Here is an 18448-nt window from a genome sequence, read left to right on the forward strand (position 1 = left end):
TATTAATGATTGTAAAACTGCATGCCCAATGTGGCTTTGTTGTCATGGTCAAAAAGTGTGGCGTTATCCCAATGGGAGCCTTGTCCCCATAATGTTGAGCAGTTGGTAGATACCCAAGCTGGTTCCCAATAAATGAGTCCTTCGCCTCCAACATTTTCTATAATGTTCTGCAATTGATTGAGGTAATCCAATTGGCCTTGTTGTGTGGCAGGATAGCCTGAAATTATTGCGTCTTCACCTAAAATATTATTGGCACTATCGGCATTGGTTAAAGTGAATGGATAGGCGGTTTCAACAATCATCAAGCGTTTGTTATAAGTGTTGATGAGGGTGTTCAATGGAGTTGATACATTGTTAAGTGTGTACTCAGACCAAATAGGGTAATATGACAATCCAATCCAGTCGTAATCGGTAACGCCATTTTGTGTAGCCTGTTCAAACCACCATAAGGCGTTTTCTGGTTGAGCTATATGAAGCATTACACCAATCTCTTTTTCCTTGGATTCGGATATTGCTCTAACGGCAGCAATCCCTTTGTTTAATAAATAAGAATTCCTATTCCAGTCGATGGGCCAAACCAAATCACCATGTTGTAGAATCATGGGGTTGATTTCGTTGCCTATTTGTACAATTTCCGGGAGTAAATTCAAATTGGATAAGGTTTCAAGTGTATTGTAGGTGTAGTTGTAAACCAATTCTCCCAGGGCAGAGGTGTTGTCTATTTCGTCCAGCCAAGCTGCTGGGATTTCTTGTTTCTGGGGATCTGCCCAAGTGTCTGAATAATGGAAATCCAATAGAACGTCCATGCCCTGTGATTTTGCGCGTTGTATAGTGGTTTTAACATCTTCTAAATTGGAATAATTGGTCCAAGTTGGATTATGCCAAAGTCGAACCCTAACCAAATTGGTTCCTGCATTTTTGAAAATCGTGAAAGGGTCTTGGGTTTGACCGTCGCTGTTTTTATAAACTGCACCGCAATCTTCCATTTCATTTACGTAGGATAAATCAGCACCATAGTAAAAAGTCTCATTTTCTGGAGGTGTAATAATGTCGTCGTCCGTATTGTCGTCGCTGGAATCACTTGAGGAACAGCTTGCCAGAACAATAGATAATGTCAAGAGTATGTGTAAGGCATTTTTTATCATTGTCGTAATTTAATGTGTAAGTGTTTGTGTTATTGTAAATTGAGGGATTGAATTTCTGCTAAATTACAAAATTTGTCTTAAAATACCATACCAGTACCTACCAGTTTTTGTATCTTTGCGCTCTATGAGTTTGATATCGGTTAAAGATCATATAGGAATTCCAAAGTACAAGCAGATTGTGTCTTCGGTAGAAGATGCTTTGGCAGCGGGTCTTTTAAAGAAAGGCGACCGTTTGCCATCTATAAATAGTGTGCGAAACAAGTTTGATCTGTCTCGAGATACGGTGATGATGGCCTTCAATGAATTGAAGCGAAGAGGTATTGTAGAGTCGGTGTCTGGCAAGGGCTATTACATCAAGAGTGAGAATATCAACGTGTCCCAAAAAGTGTTTTTGCTGTTTGACGAGCTAAATGCTTTTAAGGAAGATTTGTACAATGCCTTTGTGAACAATCTTGACGAGGGTATTCAGGTGGAAATTTTCTTTCACCATTTCAGTTATGAAGTCTTTTCAAAATTGATTCATGATAGTTTGGGTAGCTATCATTATTATGTCATCATGCCTGCAAATTTGATAGGGACTGAGGCTGTAATTGATATTTTACCAGAGGACAAAGTTTATATTTTGGATCAATTGCCAAAAGAATTACGAGGCTATCCTTCCATTCATCAGAATTTTGAAAAAGACATTTTTGATAGTTTGAAGGAAATCAAAGGACAGCTTCAAAAGTATCATAAGTTGGTGTTGCTTTATTCTGAAACCAAACAGCCGAAAGGTATGTTGAAAGGCTTTCAGAAGTTTGCCGAAGTTGCTGAAATAGACTGTGAAGTCATTCAAACTTTTGAGAAGAAAACCATAAAACGGAGAGATGTGTATTTGGTGCTGGATGATCAACATTTAATCGTGCTTATTAAAAAGCTTAAGGAACTTCAAATGGAAGTGGGGAAAGATGTTGGGGTGATTTCCTATAATGAAACTTTGCTTAAGGAAATTGTGGAAGGCGGTATTACGACCATTTCTACCGATTTTAAGGAAATGGGTAAACGTTTGGCGGAAATGATCGTTAAAAATGAAAAAGAGAACATAGAAAACACCAGAAGGTTAATCATAAGAAATTCATTATAAAGGGTAGTAAGATGTTTGCAATAAATCATATAAAGGAGAATGGGGCTAGCGTTTTGGAAATCAGAAATACTGATAAAGCCTTGTTGGCATTGATCAATTTGAAGTTGGGCGGGAGTTTGGATGTGCTGGAATTGGAAGGCGCAACGATTATTTCCAAAGAAGGCGCTTTGCCATTTGCATCGTCCGTTTTGTTTCCTTTCGCCAATAGAATTGCCAAGGGGCAATACACTTTTGAAGGAGAAACGTACCAATTGAAAAAAGGACTGGTAGACCCCAATAATGCCATCCACGGCTTGATTTATGATAAAGAATTTGATATAGTAAATCAGGAAGTTACTAGTGAAAAAGCTACGGTAACTATGAGGTATGAACAAGCAGCTCCTCAAGAAGGATTTCCCTTTTTGTATGCCATGGAGCTAACATATGCAGTTAGCAATTCCGAATTGACATTGACTGTTGATGTAGAAAATATAGGCAATCAAGCCTTTCCATTCACCTTGGGTTGGCATCCTTACTTTGAATCCGGTAATCTTGGGGAAAGCCACCTTTTAATGGACTGCAAAGGAAAGTTGAAAGTAGACGAATTTATGATTCCTGTGGAAAAGGAAGCATTGCAATTCCCTTCAGAATTACAAATTGGCGGGCAGCAGTTTGACGATTGCTTTCTTTTAGGAGATACCTCCGTAGGCTTTAAAACACCCGATTATCATATTGCAATTGCAACCACTTCAAAAGAAAATTATTTGCAGGTATATACGCCTCCCGGAAGAAAGTCCATGGCCATAGAACCGCAAACAGGACCTGCCGATAGCTTCAATAGTGGGATGGGTCTACAGACTTTACAACCTCAGGAACGATATAATTTAAGTTGGAACATACAAAAGATTGGATAGATGAATACAGAATTGATTACAGCAATACAGGACACTTTTAAAGAAAAGTTTGGAGACAATTATTTAATGGTAAGTTCTCCGGGAAGGATAAATTTAATTGGAGAACACACCGACTATAATGAAGGCTTTGTGTTTCCGGCAGCCATCGATAAAGGCATTATCACGGCCATTGGAAAAAATGATTCGGAAACTTGCTCGGCGGTGGCTTATGATTTAAAGGAGCAGTTTGAGTTTACTTTGGATGAGGTTGAGGCTATTCCAAAAGGGAACTGGAGAAATTACATTTTGGGAGTGGTTGGGGAGTTGCAAAAGAAAGGCATTGAAGTGCCTACTTTCAATGTGGTTTTTGGGGGCGATGTTCCTAATGGGGCAGGTTTGTCCTCTTCCGCAGCATTAGAAAACAGCATCGCATTTGGATTGAATGAATTGTTTGATCTGGGGCTTACAAAGCACGAAATGATTTTGGTGTCGCAAAAGGCAGAGCATAATTATGTAGGCGTACGCTGTGGAATTATGGACCAGTTTGCCAGTATGTTTGGAGAAGAAAATCAAGCCTTGTTGTTGGATTGTAGAACGCAAACCGCAACATCCTATCCAATAGATTTTAAGGATTATGAATTGATGCTTATCAATTCCAATGTGAGCCATAATTTGGTGGAAAATGAGTATAACGATAGACGCCAAGTGTGCGAACATGTAGCGCAATTGCTTGACGTTCCTTTTTTACGTGATACTAACGAAGAAGATTTGTTGAAAGTCAAAACACAACTTTCCGAAGCCGATTATCAAAAGGCATTGTATGTGGTTCAGGAGAATGACAGGGTGATGAAATTTGCCAAAGCCATCGAAGAAAACGATGTGGAGCAGTTGGGAGCCTTCCTTTTGGAAGCCCACCAAGGCATGCAGCACCAATTCAAAATTAGTTGTGACGAATTGGACTTTTTGGTAGAACAGGCCAAAGCGCATCCAAGTGTGGCCGGTGCTAGAATGATGGGAGGCGGTTTTGGAGGCTGTACCATCAATATTGTGAAAAAAGATGCGTTGGAAGACTACGCCAAAACGGTTACCGAAAACTATAAAAATACCTTTGGGATTGACTGCAGTGTACACTTTGTAAAACTGTCTCAAGGAACACATTTAATAAACTAAAATCAAAATAAGATGAACTCAGATATACATGATTATTCACATAAACGATTAAATATCCTAACAGGGGAATGGGTTTTGGTATCTCCGCATCGCGCTAAAAGACCTTGGCAGGGACAACAGGAAGAAACCACTCCAGATGTGCGTCCAAGCTATGACGAAAGTTGCTATTTGTGTGCTGGAAACGTTAGAGCTAATGGAGAAGTGAACCCGTCTTACAATGACGTTTTTGTCTTTACAAATGATTTTTCTGCTTTGCAAAGTGACTCTAAGGAATTCACTGTGAATGAAGGTCTGTTACAGGCGCAAAGTGAGCAGGGCATTTGTAAGGTGATTTGTTTTAGTCCAGACCACTCCAAAAGTTTGGCGCAAATGAGTGTAGAAGGAATTGAAAAGGTAGTGCATACTTGGCAAGCGGAATATGCTTCTTTGGGAAGTGAACCGAATATCAACTACGTGCAGATTTTTGAGAACAAAGGAGCCATTATGGGCTGTAGCAATCCGCATCCTCATGGGCAGATTTGGAGCCAGTCTTCATTGCCAAACGAAGTTTTGAAAAAGGACGCTCGCCAATTGGAATATTTCAAAGTGCATAACAGAACTTTGCTTTCAGATTACCTGAAGCAGGAATTGGAGCTTAAAGAGCGTATCATTTTTGAAAACAAGGCCTTTGTGGTGTTGATTCCGTTTTGGGCAGTGTGGCCTTATGAAGCGATGATTTTGCCAAAGACGCCGCAAAAGAGTATTGGGGAAATGGCTCAGGAAGAAACTATGTTGTTTGCCGAAGCCATTTCGGTGTTGACCAAGGTTTATGATAAGTTGTTCAACTGTTCTTTCCCATATTCTAGCGGTATCCACCAAGCGCCAACCAATGGCGAAGCAAATGAGCACTGGCATTGGCATATGAGTTTTTATCCGCCATTGTTGCGCAGTGCAACCGTTAAAAAATTCATGGTGGGTTATGAAATGTTTGCAAGTCCGCAGCGTGATATTACAGCCGAAAGTGCTGCTAAAATATTGAGAGGCCTGTCAGAAGGACTCTAATTTTAAAACTGGTAATATGAAAGTAAATGGAATTATTCCATTGGTAATGGCATTGTGTTTGGGTATGTTTCAGTGGTCTTTGGCACAGGAAACCTCCCAAAAAAGCAATGTGGTTATTGATGGCAATGGGGTGATGCGATGGGAATCCACCAAGGAAGAAGTGTTTGGTTTTGGTGTTAATTATACAGTCCCTTTTGCTCATGCTTATCGTTCGGCCAAACGTATGGGAATCGATCCCAAAAAGGCCATCGATAGTGACATTTACCATTTTACCCGCTTAGGTTTCGATTTATACCGAATTCATGTTTGGGACACACAAATAAGCGATGTTGAAGGGAATCTTTTGGAGAATGAATATTTAGAGACTTTCGATTATTTGTTGAGCCAACTAAAGTCTCACAACATTAACTATGTCATTACACCCATAGCGTTTTGGGGAGATGGTTGGCCAGAACCTGATGGTGATACTCCTGGGTTTTCTCACAGATATGGAAAAGCAGATTGCTTGACCAATCCAGAAGCCATAAAAGCACAGCAAAATTACCTCTTTCAGTTTTTAAATCATGTGAATCCTTATACAGGAGTAGCCTATAAGGATGAGCCTAATATCATTGCTTTTGAAGTGAGTAATGAACCACACCATCAAGGTACGGCTTCAGAGGTGACAGCTTTTGTGAAGGGCATGGTAGAAGCGATGCGGAAAACAGGAACGCAAAAACCTATCTTCTATAATATGAGCCATGCCGTACATTTTATGGATGCCTATTTTGAAGGAGGAGCACAGGGAGGTACCTTTCAATGGTATCCTACTGGGCTTGGCTATGGTAAGGAGCTTTCTGGAAATGTACTGCCTAATGTAAATGATTATGACATGCCATTTGATGAGGTGATTAAAAAACATCACGGCGCTAAATTGGTCTATGAATTCGATGCGGCCGATGTTGGGAAATCCTATGTGTATCCTGCTATGGCACGAAGTTTTAGAAGCGCCGGAATGCAAATAGGGACCCATTTTGCGTACGACCCGACGTATTTGGCTTATGCCAATACCGAATATAATACGCATTATATGAATTTGAATTATACCCCTTCCAAGGCTTTGGCTTTAAAAATTTGTGCGGAAGTATTTCATGAAATTCCTTTGTATGCCGAATTTGGAAAGTACCCAGAAAATACCTCGTTTGGCAACTTCAAAATAGATTACAAAACAGATTTGGCCGAGTATAATTCCGAAGAAAAGTTTTTTTACACGAATACAATATCATCAAACCCTAAGAATTTAAAAAAGCTAGAGGAGATTGCCGGTTATGGCAGTTCACCGGTAGTGACATACGATGGGCAAGGGGCTTATTTTTTGGATAAGCTTTCCAAAGGCGTTTGGCGCTTGGAAGTACAACCGGATGCTATTTGGGTGGATAATCCTTTTGGGAAAAACAGCCCGAAGAAGACTGTGGCAGTTATCAATTGGGAAACCCATTCAATGTCTATTGATTTAAAAGATTTAGGGGAGGGATTTTCCATTGAAGCTATTAATGAAGGGAATGGTTTTCAGTCTCAGGTAACTGGTAAAGTATTTTCAATTCAACCGGGAACTTATATCCTCAGTAAAAAAGGTACCAAAAAAACTTGGTCTGTTAATGATGCTTTTAAAACTAATAAACTCAACGATTTTTACGCACCAAAAACCACGGTTGATAAACCATGGTTGACACATGAACCCGCAGCGGAAGTGACTGAAAATACTGCTCTGCAATTGGAAGTGCAGTATGTAGCGCCAAATAAACCAGAGAGTATTCAACTACTAGGATATTCTTCAAAAGGGCGTTTTCAGGTAGATTTTAAAAATATCCAAGGGTATAGATATACAGCAACCTTACCTGCAGAATATCTACAGATTGGTTTTGTGCATTACAATATTGTCGCGAAAAGTGACGATACCTTTAGGTCCTATCCCGCCGATTTGGAAGGCAAATTTTCGGATTGGGATTTTTACGATACCGAAGATTATGTGGTTAAAGTAGTGCCTGAAAGCAATCCTGTTTATTTGTTTGATGCGGAAGAGGATACTGATGATTTGGTTCGCCCTTGGCGCGAGGGTTTTAAGTTGATCCCAACAGAGGTGTCCGGGCAATCGGAATGCCAAATGAACTTGGAGCAATTGTTTGTTGAAGATTCCGAAAACAAAAATGCGCCACCTATTTACGATTACAGTTTTAAACACTTTATCATCGATGAAATTGATGGCAGACAATCCAGTTTGAAGGATAAAACGACTTTGGTTTTTAAAGGGAGATCGTTGACAGATAAACCGTTGCCTTTGCAAATTGCCTTTGTCATGGAAGATGGCTCTAGTTATGGGGGTATGTTGACTTTGGAACCCGAAATGGGAGACTATACTTTGTCGCTTTCGGAGTTAAAACCTGTAAAAACGGTAACGCTTCCAAGGCCGTATCCTAGCTTTTTGCCATACTATTTGGAGCATGACATTACTTCTAAATTCGATCTCAACAACGTAGAGAGTCTTCAGTTTTCTATTGGTCCTGGAATCCCAGAAAACCAATTGCAGGAGCCCCATGGTATTGGAATGGTGAGTGTGCGTTTAGAATAGAAAAAGCTTCCCTCAAGGAGAAGCTTTCACTCAAACTTAAAAACAAAAAACTCAAATAAAATTATAGTTTTATCAACTTAGAAGTAGCTGTTTGCCCTTCTTCATTTTTTAGTTTTACCATATAAATACTAGGCATCAGGTTTGAAATATCAAATCCATGGCCTTCTTGGAAGTCGCCCGAAAATGATTTTACCAATTTCCCTGTGATATCATAAATCGCAACCTGGGTTGTGGCTTTATTAATTTGGAAACTGTTGTTGGTTGGGTTAGGGTATACCTTAATTCCTTGAGATAAAACATGATCTTCAATACTCAAGGTTGCAGCCAAGTTTCCGTAGATTTTAAAGGTTCCAGGTGCCATATTAATCGTGGCTGTTGTACTGCTTACTTCCATGGTTGTGCTACCTGTATTATCCATTAAATCATACCAAGTTCCTGTATATGGGAAGTTAGGCACCATGTTCTGTGCCACCACATCGAAATTGGCTAAGATGACCACGTTCTTCAGTTCAGTTGATGGAAGTGTATCATCCCAAATGTAAATTTTAGGAGTCAAGTTTCCGGACTCAATGGTGTAGTTGCCTTCAAAAACATCTTCTTGGATTTTCAAAGCATTGATACGTGCCCAGTCTTCATAAATTTGGCTTCGGTTAGCATCATCTGGCCAGTTGTTGGCCCATTGTGGTTGCGGTTTGGTATCCAATTTACAATCACCTGCACCATCACTGTCATTATCCGGTAAGTTCACTGAGCCATCGTTGCAAGTGAAGATTGAATTTTCCATACCCAATTCACCAAAGTGCCAGATCATTTTAGGTCCTGGGATGGTTAAACTTACAGCTCCAAGAGCCGACATACGCTCTAGGGCTGTGTTGAGCTCGGTAACATCATAGCTGCCATTGGAGTTTCCGTATTGCAGGTTTTTAAACATCAATCGTTCTTCATCGTGGCTTTCGGCATAACCTACCAATCTTGGTTGATCAAAGCCTCTGGAAGTATGTCCCATAGAGGTAATGTTTGCTGTGTATCCCATGGTCAATTCGTTGTATTGGTAATTCAAGTTCCCCCACAACATGATCCCTTTTCCTTCATCGATGCGGTAGTTGGCCCATTCTATTTCTTCATCCAATGAGGTCTGTCCATCGTTGTTGGCATCCCAGTCGATTCCTAGGTGTTCAAAGATGACATAATGATTGGCGTCCAAGTCCCAACTGAAGTCGGCATATTCTTTAAGTATGGCCACGCGATCGGCATTGTAATCGTTGGTACAGCCTTCGTTGTTGGCGCAATTTTGAGTGAATCCTTTGGTAAGGTCCCATCTAATACCGTCAATTTTAAATTCTTCAATCCAATGTTCTACAACACGTTCTGAGTAGTATTGCGTGCGTGCCTGTTGATGGTTAAAATCTGATCCCACATTATAAGAATGTGCAGGTGTTTGGTTGAAATAAGGGCTGTCGGCGTTGATGTTCCCTGAATTGTCTGACCACATACGCACCATTGGGTTTCTTCCAAAGGCATGGTTTAATGCGATGTCCAAAATTACAGCAATGCCATTTTGGTGGCAGGTATCGATAAGTTCTTTCAATTTAGCTTCGGTTCCATAAAACTTATCCAAGGCCATATGGAAAGATGTATTATAGCCCCAGCTTTCATTGCCCTCAAATTCCATCACAGGCATCAGCTGGATGGCATTTACATTTAAATCTTTGAAATAGTCAATCTTGTCAATAATGTCTTGAAAGTTCCTGTCGCTGTCAAAATCACGGATCAAGACTTCATAAATTACCAAATCTTCTTTTTTAGGTTTTGTGAAGTTGGTAACCTGCCAATCATATGCTGGTTGGGCCGTTTGCAATACCGTTACTTCATAACTTTGCCCAGCAGGGTAGTCAGGAAGGTTAGGGTAGGTTGCTTCGGGAATATAAGGGTCATCCCAAGGTGATAATACCAAGGTTGAAAATGGATCGGCTGTTTTTACTTCACTTGGTGAATTGGTTGCCGGCGAATTGGTGTAGGTCCAGTATTGATAGGTATAAATTTCACCAGAAGTTAGACCGTTCAGTTCTATCCAAAATTTGGAAGAGGATGCGTCCTTCTTCATTAAATAGGTGCTTGAATAGGGATTCCAATCGTTAAAGCTTCCTGCAACATATACAAAATCTTTGTTTGGAGCATCTAAAACTAAAGTTGCTTTAGTGGCATCTTCGGAATCGTAATTGATGCCGTTTTCCATGCCTTCTGGAAGCGCTTCCACTACCGAGCTGGCGATAATGATTTCAAAAGAAGATTGCCCAGATTCTGTGGAGCCTGAAGGTGTTCCAATAACTGTTACAGTTCCAGATTCTGTCACATTGGTCAAAGTCGTGCTATAGGTTGGAAATCCTTGTCCTGTAGCTACAGAGACATTGTTATAAAGGACTTCAAATGCGCCTACTTGGGTAGTTCCAGCTGATTGCATATAGGCACTAATGGATAGGTTGCCTCCAGATTCCACAATCACAGGGTTGTAATTTGGACTGTTAAAAACGACCGTTACAGCGCCTACATAGTATAATTCATCTTGAGATTGTTGGCTACCATCGTCGCTTTTAACCAACATTCCTATTTGACCAATGCCTGTATCTTGATACAGCTCGGTTGGTGTCATAGTGAAGGAGTAGGTGCCATCCCCATTGTTGGTAAATTTTTGAGCTTCGTTGGAGTTGCCCCAATCGCCATTGGTAGGGGAATCTCCTGCTTGATTGCCATTGGTGTCGAAATACCAGGTCCAAAGGTATAGGTCTGCTCCATTGGTACTGCCCCATATGTCGGCATCCAAATTGGAGACTGTTATCGTAATTTCATCGGTTTCTTCAAATGGCGAAGGACTAATGTCAAAGCTTACGTCGCTTTGTGTTTGCGCAAATGAGAAGACATACAATGAAAAAAACAGTAATGAGAGTAATGTGTGTTTCATAGCTATTTTATATTAAAATGGGCTATGATTTCTCATAGCCCATTTGTAAAACTTCTTATTGAAGGGTTATGGTTTTGTTGACGGTGTCCATGGTGAGCGTATACGTCCCAGGGGTTCCTACAAAACTGAAATTACTATCGCCATCATTGGCATTTGCAAAGTTGGCATCGATGGTGTAACCTTCTCCTTCATAATACGGATAATTCAATCCAGACCCCCAATCGGCATTTACCGTGAAGAATCTGAAGGCATCGTTTGTAAACGTTACTTCGGCAGAATATATTCCGGCTCCCGTACAAGGGAAGGCTACCGGTGTATCCCATCCCCAACCTGCGTCAGGCACTCCTGCACCAACAATCCAAAGGGTTTCATATTCGCACTCAATTTGCGCTTCACCCAAAGTAATGGTTTTATTGATGGTATCTACACTTAAGTAATACTCTCCAGGAGTTCCTGTAAAACTAAAGTTGCTGTCACCATCATTAGCATTTGTAAAGTTACTGTCGATGGTATAACCTGCACCTTCATAATATGGATAGTTCAATCCAGATCCCCAATCTCCTTCTACAGTAAAGAATCTAAAGGCATCATTGCTGAAGTTTACATTTCCAGAATACACGCCATTTCCAGTACATGGTAATGCAACTGGTGTATCCCATCCCCAACCTGCGTCAGGAACACCAGCACCTACCAACCACAATTGGTCGAACTCACAGTTAGGACCAACTACTGGAGGGCCTAAAGTAATGGTCTTGTTTTCCATGTCAATCTCAAGGAAATACTCTCCTTCAGTTCCTACAAATTGGAAATTGCTGTCACCGTCATTGGCATTTACCAAGTTTTCGTCAATGCTAAACCCTCTTGACTCATACCAAGGATAGTTAAAGCTAATTGGGCCCCAATCTTGTTGTCCAAAGAATCTAAAATTACCGCCATTATCAGGAGATAACATGACGTTTCCGGAGTATACACTTCCTTGAAGAAGGAATTCTGCAGGAGAATCCCATCCCCAACCAGCGGTTGGAATCCCAGCACCAACACCATAAATTACTGGTAGAAGCGCAGTTTCATAAGTTGTAACGGTAATGGTAATAACATTTGAATTACGTTCTAAATCTCCAGCGGCAGTCTCAATTACCGAACGGATTCTAATATCGATTGATCCTGTTGTTTCAGGTTCAATTCCCAAGTTAAGGGCAACGTCGTTTAATTCACCATGGGTCATTTCCAACATAGTGTCCTCTGTAGTCCCTAAGGTTTCAACAGTTGCAAAATCAGTTCCTGCAATGGCACCTTCAACATAGTAGTTGATGGTTGCTGTAGGATTCTCTGAAAAATCAGGATCATTCCATTCAATGGTTGTTGCAAGCTCATCTTCTGAAATATCTGTAAGTACGATTTCAAAAGAACTATCAGGGCTCGTAATTACAGGATTGTTTTCAGGGTAAGAACTCACCTTCATTTTTAGCACTTCTGAAATGTCACTTCCTCCTAAGATTCTGAAAAATACATCAGACTCTTCAAAGGCTTGAATGTTATTGTTCAATAACACAGCGTTAAGTTCTCCTACGGTCATTGAAAATGAAAGAGAGGTAGAGGATCCTAAAACAATAGGCGCTGTAAATTCTTCATCGGCAGCCATTTCAACCGTGTAATTGTCGGCTCCTGAAATGTTGTCCTGCCATACCAGGGTAAGTGCCACATTCTGGGTGTTGGCACCATCCAATAGCAAGGCTGCATTTTCATTTGGAGAAACAATCTTGAAACTTTCGGCTGGATCGATGAATGTAAAATCATCGGAATTGTTGCAATTTACAGCTACAAGCAGTAGTGCAAAGGCAGAAAATATTTTTAATAAATGTTTCATCTTAAATTAGTTTTGAGTTAGAGAATAAGTGTATTCCCTTGGGTTGGACAGGTCTAAAACTACGTGGTAGTTTCCAGCAGTACCATCGAAGGTTAAGTCTCCTCCAGCTTGAAGGAAGCCATCATCGTTAAAGGAGCCTAATTCAATAGACCATGCATTGTTTGCTCTAAACTTAAATGGACCAGGTTCAAGGTCAATATCTATTTCCAAAGTTCTGGTAGAACTATTATAAACCATGTCAGTATCTGAATCCCATCCGGTAGGTGTGGCTGCACCAATGATACCCCAACTTACGGCAGTAGTTGCATAAGTAAGCTCTCCAGTATCGGCCTGCACAAAGTAATACCCGGCTGTAGCTGTACAGTCGGTTTCGTCATCGGCAACTAGAATTCCTGTAAAGCTACCGTCGTCTCCCCAATCGGTGTTTCCCCATTGGAACGCACCTGCGGCATCAGGAGCCAAGAATTTGTAACCACCATCTAACCAAACATACCCTTCGTAATCGGTTTCTCCAAACGCAGACGACGCCAAAAGCGGTGCTGTTGGAGGATCCCATCCTTGGTGATTTCCAGGAACAGCCAATTTAGGTAATGCCGTAGTGAAAGGTGTCACGGATACTGAAATGGCATTGGAATAAAGCGGCATGTCACTTTGGTTTCCAATGGTTGATTTCACTCTAATATCCAAACTTCCTTCGGTAAAAGGAAGCAGTCCTGCTCCCACCGCATATCCGTTGAAGGTTGCAATGTCCAAAGACAATACATTGGAACTGGTAGTTCCTATAACAACGGGTTCTTCAAAATCGGTACCACTTTGAGCCGCTTCTACGATATAGCTTATTTGGGTTGGTACACCGTAATCGGCACTTTCCCAAGTAATCGTAATGGCAGTGTTTGTTTGATTTTCAAAAGGATTTAAGGTATAGGATTGCCCGTCGTTGGGCGTTAAAATATCTCCAAACGTTCCTTCGGTAATTTGGAAATCACCGTGGCCGTCATCACTGCTACAGGCAACGAAAAACATGGTGGCCACGATTAAACAATAATTTATAAGCTGTTTCATTTTCATCTGTTTTTAGTATCCTGGGTTTTGAGTAAGGTTAGGATTGGTCGCTAAGTTATTGTTAGGAATAGGGAATAGGTTTCTGTAAGAATCCACAGAAATTCCGTTAGGTTGATCTCCTTTCCAAGGCCATAAATAACTACCTGTAGTAAACTGGTTGTAACGAATCAAATCGGTACGTCTTAACAACTCCCAGTACAATTCTCTAGATCTTTCATTCAAAACAAAGTCCAAAGTAAGGTTGCTGGAAGTTATGTTTCCTGTATTTCCACCAAAGGCTCTGCTTCTTATTTCGTTGATTTTTTGAACCGCAGTACTCATATCACCATTACCACCTCTTAAGGTAGCTTCAGCGTAGGTAAGGTAGATTTCTGCCAAACGAATCAACGGTAAATCATTGTCTGTTCTTAAATCTTGACCAGAACCAACTCCAGGGTTACCGTTGGTGTCGATGTTCTTGAATTTGGTCACGGCATAGCCATTACTGAACTGAGCAATTTCTTCAATTTCCAAAGATTGCCCATCGGTATAGAACATAGCTCTCATATCGCCATCTTCAAACTGGTTTACCAAGCTACTGGTAGTTCTTAAACCGGCCCAACCACTGTCTACGCCATAATCGGCAGGAACCATAGATCCTCCAATTTGTGCATGCACCAAGAAAGTAGTTCCTCCATAAGTTTGGGTTTGTACGCCATCAAAATTCAAAGCGAAGATGAATTCGTTTTGGGCTCCGTTGCTATCGTTATCTGCCAAGAACAATTCATCATAAGCAGTTCCGTTGCCGTTACCGTCACTCATGTTAAGAGAGTAAGAAGAATTCATTACTTCATTACAATAGGTGATACAGTCGTTATAGCGGTTTTGGCCTACATATACTTCTGCATTAAGGTATAATCTACTTAATAGTGCCCAAGCAGCTACGCGGTCTACTCGACCGTATTCATTGGCACCACTGGCAGGTAACAAGTCTTTCACTTCCAAAAGTTCAGCTTCTACAAAATTGAAGACTTCTTCACGAGTGTTTTGTGAAGGTAAGGTGGTTGCTACAGTAACTTGGATTGGTACATTCCCGTATAAATCCATTAAGTTGTAGTAGGCATAAGCTCTAAGGAAACGCGCTTCAGCAATGAAGGTTTGTACTTCCTCATCGGTTAGTTGTCCTGCATTTTCAATAAATGAGTTACAGAAAGATACTTCCTGTCCCAAACGGTTGTACATAGCGTTTGTAAAGTCATTACTACCTGTCCAGTACATTCCGTGCATGTCTGCAACACCAGCATCACCCCAACCTAATACGGCGTGGTCTGTAGTCAATTCGTTTAGGTAGAACAATGTTCTGGTGAATTGTGAAAACCCTTCGTCGATGTCGTTAGGATCTAAATCTGGATTTCCAGCAGGTCCTTGCTGTCCTGTAACTGCAAAACCAGCATACAGTTTGGCAAGGGCACTTTTGGCTTCATCTGCATTGGCATATACGTCTTCTTCGGTAAAACTATCTGGATCGATTGGAGATTGGTCCAAATCGCTATGACAGCTTACCATTGCCAAGGCTAAAAAAGCGTATGATATTTTATTAAAGATATTTTTCATAGTTACAATTTTTAAAAGTCAATATTAACACCAAACACAAAGGATCTTGGTCTAGGGTAAAAACTGTTGTCGATACCACCATTGATTTCGGGATCCAAACCATCGTAATTTGTAAACACCGCTACGTTTTGAACAGAACCGTAAAGTCTGATAGTCGTGTCTTTAATAGCATGGTTTAAAGTGTGTCCTAAAGTGATATTGTCTATTCTAAAGAATGACGCATCCTGAATAAAGTAGTTGCTCAACAAGGTGTTGTCTGTAATTTGGCTGAATCCTGAACTCAGATATTCTGAGTGAATATTGCTCAAATAATTGTTACTTGAAGGAACCACATTGTTTAAGTAAGCGTTTCCTGAAGCTACGTTGTTGTAAGCATAGTTACCAAGGCTAGCTCTTGTTTGTACAGAAAGATCCCAGTTTTTGTAGTATACATTGGTGTTCAATCCCATCAAAACATCTGCATAAGGATCTTTGTAGATGAACTTATCGGCGTCATTGATTACATTATCTCCGTTACGGTCTACAAAGGCACCTTCAATTGGCTTACCGTCTTCGTCGTAAATTTGTTGGAAAACCAAGAAGCTGTAAGGTGCTTCACCTTCCACGTGTGTTTGGATATTGTTTCCTACACCTCCCGAAATACCACCTACATACTGTTGGTCTGGCATACGGGTTACTTCATTGTCGTTGAAAGAAACGTTGTAGTTTACGGACCATTCAAAATCTTCAGTTCTCACTGGGATAACGGTTACGTCAAATTCTACCCCTTTATTCTCCATATCACCAATATTGGCGGCAATTCTGTTAGAGAAGTTGGTAAAAGGGTCTACTGTAGAAGTTGCAATCAAATCATTACTTTTTCTCATATAAGCATTTACAGACCCTTTAATTCTGTTTTCAGCAAAACCATAGTCTAAACCTACGTTGAAGGTTTCACTAACCTCCCATTTAAGGTCTTTGTTAATAGCATCTGGTCTGTAGGTTGGATAGTAAGTGCTTCCAAATAGATAGGTTGCAAAAGAGTTACTTCCTGTATATCGGGTAAGGAACAAGTAATCTCCCAATCCGTTTACGTTACCTACGGTACCGTAACCAACTCTAAGTTTTAATTCTGTAACCCCACTGTCTTCCATAAACTCCTCTTTTTTGATGTTCCAAGCTAAGGCTGCAGATGGGAAATATCCCCAACGGTCATTGGAGTTAAGTTTTGAAGAGGCATCCGCTCTAAAGGTTGCGGTTAATAAATAACGTCCTTTATAGTCATAGTTCACTCTTCCGAAGTAAGATAATAAGACACTTTTACTTCTGTCTATATATTCAAATTGGATATCAGCATCTGGATTTTCGATAGCATTTTGCTCGTCAATACTGCTGTAGCTATAACCATCATACTCAAACGACTGGTAAGAGTAACCAGCAACCACATTTAAGTTGTGGGTGTCTTCGTTAAAAGATGTGTTGTAGGTAAGATAAGCATCCAATAATTTGTCTGTTCTTTCTTGGGAATATTCATTTCTAGATCCAATCCAATCTGGGTCTGTAGACGGGTAGTCTTCAGAGGTAACTGTTCTTCCGTTACTGTTGGATTTGTCCAAACCTACGTTAACCGTAGCAGTAAGGTCTTCTAAAAAATGGAAATTGTAGTCTACTTTGGCATTTCCTAAGAAACGTCTAACTTCAGAAGTATCGTCTACCAAGTTTAACTGTGCCACAGGGTTGATTGGAGAAAGACTGATGTGCGTGCCGTTGGCATCTGTCCAATCAAAGTAGCCTCCGTATTGAGAGTTCGCATCATATACTGGTTGAGTTGGATCATAAACGTTTGCCGATCCAATGGCACCTCTATTTCCGAAGAAGTTCTCAGTGTATTGCCCTTTGGCGTTCAATTCAATTTTTAAATGATCATCCAATAACTTTGGAGTCAAACTTAAGGCTCCAGTAGTTCTTTTGAAGTTATCTCTTCTAAGGATACCATCGTGATCTGAATAACCTACAGAAGCTCTCATTGGCACTCCCCAAGCACTTCCCAAGGCACTAAAGTTGTGGTCTTGACCAAATGCGTTGTTGTAAATTTCATCCTGCCAATCGGTGTTGGCATTTCCAAGTAATGCTATCGTAGCTTCATTGGCACGAGGATGGTTTGTTACAACCTCTCTAAATTGATCTGCAGAAAGAACGTCTACAGTGGCACTGGATGTGTGGTGTGTAGTAGAAGAATTTAAGTTGAATTTAAAATCGTTGTCCTTTCCTTTTTTAGTCGTAATCAAGATAACCCCGTTACCCCCTCGAGAACCATAGATGGCTGTTGCCGAAGCATCTTTTAAAACCACCATGCTTTCAATGTCGTTAGGGTTGACAAGGTTCAATGGGTTTCTTGCCCCTCCAACAGCATCGTTGTTGATAGGAATACCGTCTATTACTATTAATGGATTACTGCTTAAGGATAGTGATCCCGTACCTCTAATACGGATATCTTGCCCTTCTCCAGGAGCCCCACTACCAGAAGTAATGGATACCCCAGCTACCTTACCGGTAATTAATTGTTGGGCAGATACAATAGGACCTTTGTTGAAATCCTCAGAAGTTACCATATCTGCTGTCCCTGTAAGGTCGTCCTTTTTCACAGCACCATAACCAATAATAACAACTTCATCCAATTTGGCGGCATCCTCAACCATACTAACGTTTAGGGTGCTCTGTCCAGTGTAAGTGATTTCTTGGGTGATGTACCCTACATAGGAAAATACAATGACGTCTCCATTGTTGACATTCAATTGATAATTTCCATCAAAATCGGTTGCCGTTCCCGATGTAGTGCCCTTAATAAGGACATTAACTCCAGGTAGTGGCAAGGATGAAGATTCTTCCGTTACTACTCCCGATAGCTGGGTCTGCGCAAATAGGAATGAAGGCAGCATGCAACACAGGAATAATAAGTAATTTAGCGTTGTTTTCATACAATTCTTTTGAATTAGTTTGTTAACTTTATTTAGTTATATTTTCACTTC

General features: G+C 40.6%; 11 protein-coding genes. 5 read left to right on the top strand and 6 right to left on the bottom strand.

Annotated features, from left to right (window positions below; genetic code table 11):
- Positions 1-2: 2 nt before the first annotated feature.
- Positions 3-1145, bottom strand: coding sequence for a glycoside hydrolase family 53 protein (locus AC6I5C_RS04475; protein ID WP_497904117.1), 1143 nt, complete (start codon positions 1143-1145; stop codon positions 3-5).
- Positions 1146-1269: 124 nt separating this feature from the next.
- Between AC6I5C_RS04475 and AC6I5C_RS04480 the strand changes: the two genes are divergently transcribed.
- The 5 genes from AC6I5C_RS04480 to AC6I5C_RS04500 are packed head-to-tail and all read left to right on the top strand — an operon-like array spanning position 1270 to position 7959.
- Positions 1270-2268, top strand: coding sequence for a GntR family transcriptional regulator (locus AC6I5C_RS04480; RefSeq protein WP_497904118.1), 999 nt, complete (start codon positions 1270-1272; stop codon positions 2266-2268).
- 11 nt (positions 2269-2279) lie between these two features.
- Positions 2280-3161, top strand: a complete 882-nt coding sequence (locus tag AC6I5C_RS04485; RefSeq protein ID WP_497904119.1) for an aldose 1-epimerase — start codon at positions 2280-2282, stop codon at positions 3159-3161.
- Complete coding sequence (gene galK / locus AC6I5C_RS04490; RefSeq protein ID WP_497904120.1) at positions 3162-4310, top strand: galactokinase; 1149 nt, start codon at positions 3162-3164, stop codon at positions 4308-4310.
- A gap of 12 nt (positions 4311-4322) precedes the next feature.
- Positions 4323-5351 carry a UDP-glucose--hexose-1-phosphate uridylyltransferase gene (locus AC6I5C_RS04495; RefSeq protein WP_497904121.1) on the top strand — a complete coding sequence of 343 codons (1029 nt, stop codon included), beginning with the start codon at positions 4323-4325 and terminating at the stop codon, positions 5349-5351.
- Positions 5352-5367: 16 nt separating this feature from the next.
- Positions 5368-7959, top strand: coding sequence for a glycoside hydrolase 5 family protein (locus tag AC6I5C_RS04500; RefSeq protein WP_497904122.1), 2592 nt, complete (start codon positions 5368-5370; stop codon positions 7957-7959).
- 61 nt (positions 7960-8020) lie between these two features.
- On the opposite strand, the gene AC6I5C_RS04505 is transcribed toward AC6I5C_RS04500, so the two are convergent.
- From AC6I5C_RS04505 to AC6I5C_RS04525, 5 genes are read right to left on the bottom strand one after another with little or no spacing between them, the layout of a single operon-like run.
- Positions 8021-10918, bottom strand: a complete 2898-nt coding sequence (locus AC6I5C_RS04505; protein ID WP_497904123.1) for an alpha-amylase family glycosyl hydrolase — start codon at positions 10916-10918, stop codon at positions 8021-8023.
- Positions 10919-10973: 55 nt separating this feature from the next.
- Positions 10974-12785 (bottom strand): SusE domain-containing protein, encoded by a 1812-nt coding sequence (locus AC6I5C_RS04510; protein ID WP_497904124.1) that lies wholly within the window; start codon positions 12783-12785, stop codon positions 10974-10976.
- 6 nt (positions 12786-12791) lie between these two features.
- Positions 12792-13847 (bottom strand): SusE domain-containing protein, encoded by a 1056-nt coding sequence (locus AC6I5C_RS04515; protein ID WP_497904125.1) that lies wholly within the window; start codon positions 13845-13847, stop codon positions 12792-12794.
- A gap of 12 nt (positions 13848-13859) precedes the next feature.
- On the bottom strand, positions 13860-15440 hold the full coding sequence (locus tag AC6I5C_RS04520) for a RagB/SusD family nutrient uptake outer membrane protein (protein WP_497904126.1): 1581 nt from the start codon (positions 15438-15440) through the stop codon (positions 13860-13862).
- 11 nt (positions 15441-15451) lie between these two features.
- Entirely contained in the window at positions 15452-18397 is a 2946-nt protein-coding gene (locus AC6I5C_RS04525) for a SusC/RagA family TonB-linked outer membrane protein (protein WP_497904127.1), read from the bottom strand.
- Positions 18398-18448 lie beyond the last annotated feature (51 nt).

The sequence above is a fragment of the Mangrovimonas sp. sgz306409 genome, from assembly GCF_059735265.1.